The sequence below is a fragment of the Bartonella sp. MR168JLCBS genome (genome assembly GCF_042194175.1).
The window spans coordinates 1-233 of sequence record NZ_JBHIMP010000603.1; the positions used below are offsets into that span (position 1 = coordinate 1).

General features: G+C 42.5%; 1 protein-coding gene. It reads left to right on the top strand.

What is annotated here, in order from left to right; genetic code table 11:
- Nucleotides 1-233, top strand: a 233-nt coding sequence (locus ACFIK8_RS12950) for a creatininase family protein (RefSeq protein ID WP_375669656.1), incomplete at both ends; no start/stop codon positions are given.

Here is a 233-nt window from a genome sequence, read left to right on the forward strand (position 1 = left end):
TGAAAACTGCTACCGTAAAGGTATTAAGCGTTTTCTTCTTCTCAACGCCCACGGAGGAAATTCACCTTTAATGAGCATCGTTATTACCGAATTACGAAGGCGTTTTTCAATGCTCGCGGTAGCAACAAGCTGGAACCGTTTCGGTCTACCGCAAGGTTTAATGAAACCGTCTCAACACCATCTTGATATCCATGGAGGATTTATTGAAACCTCCTTAATGCTCTATTTAGCAC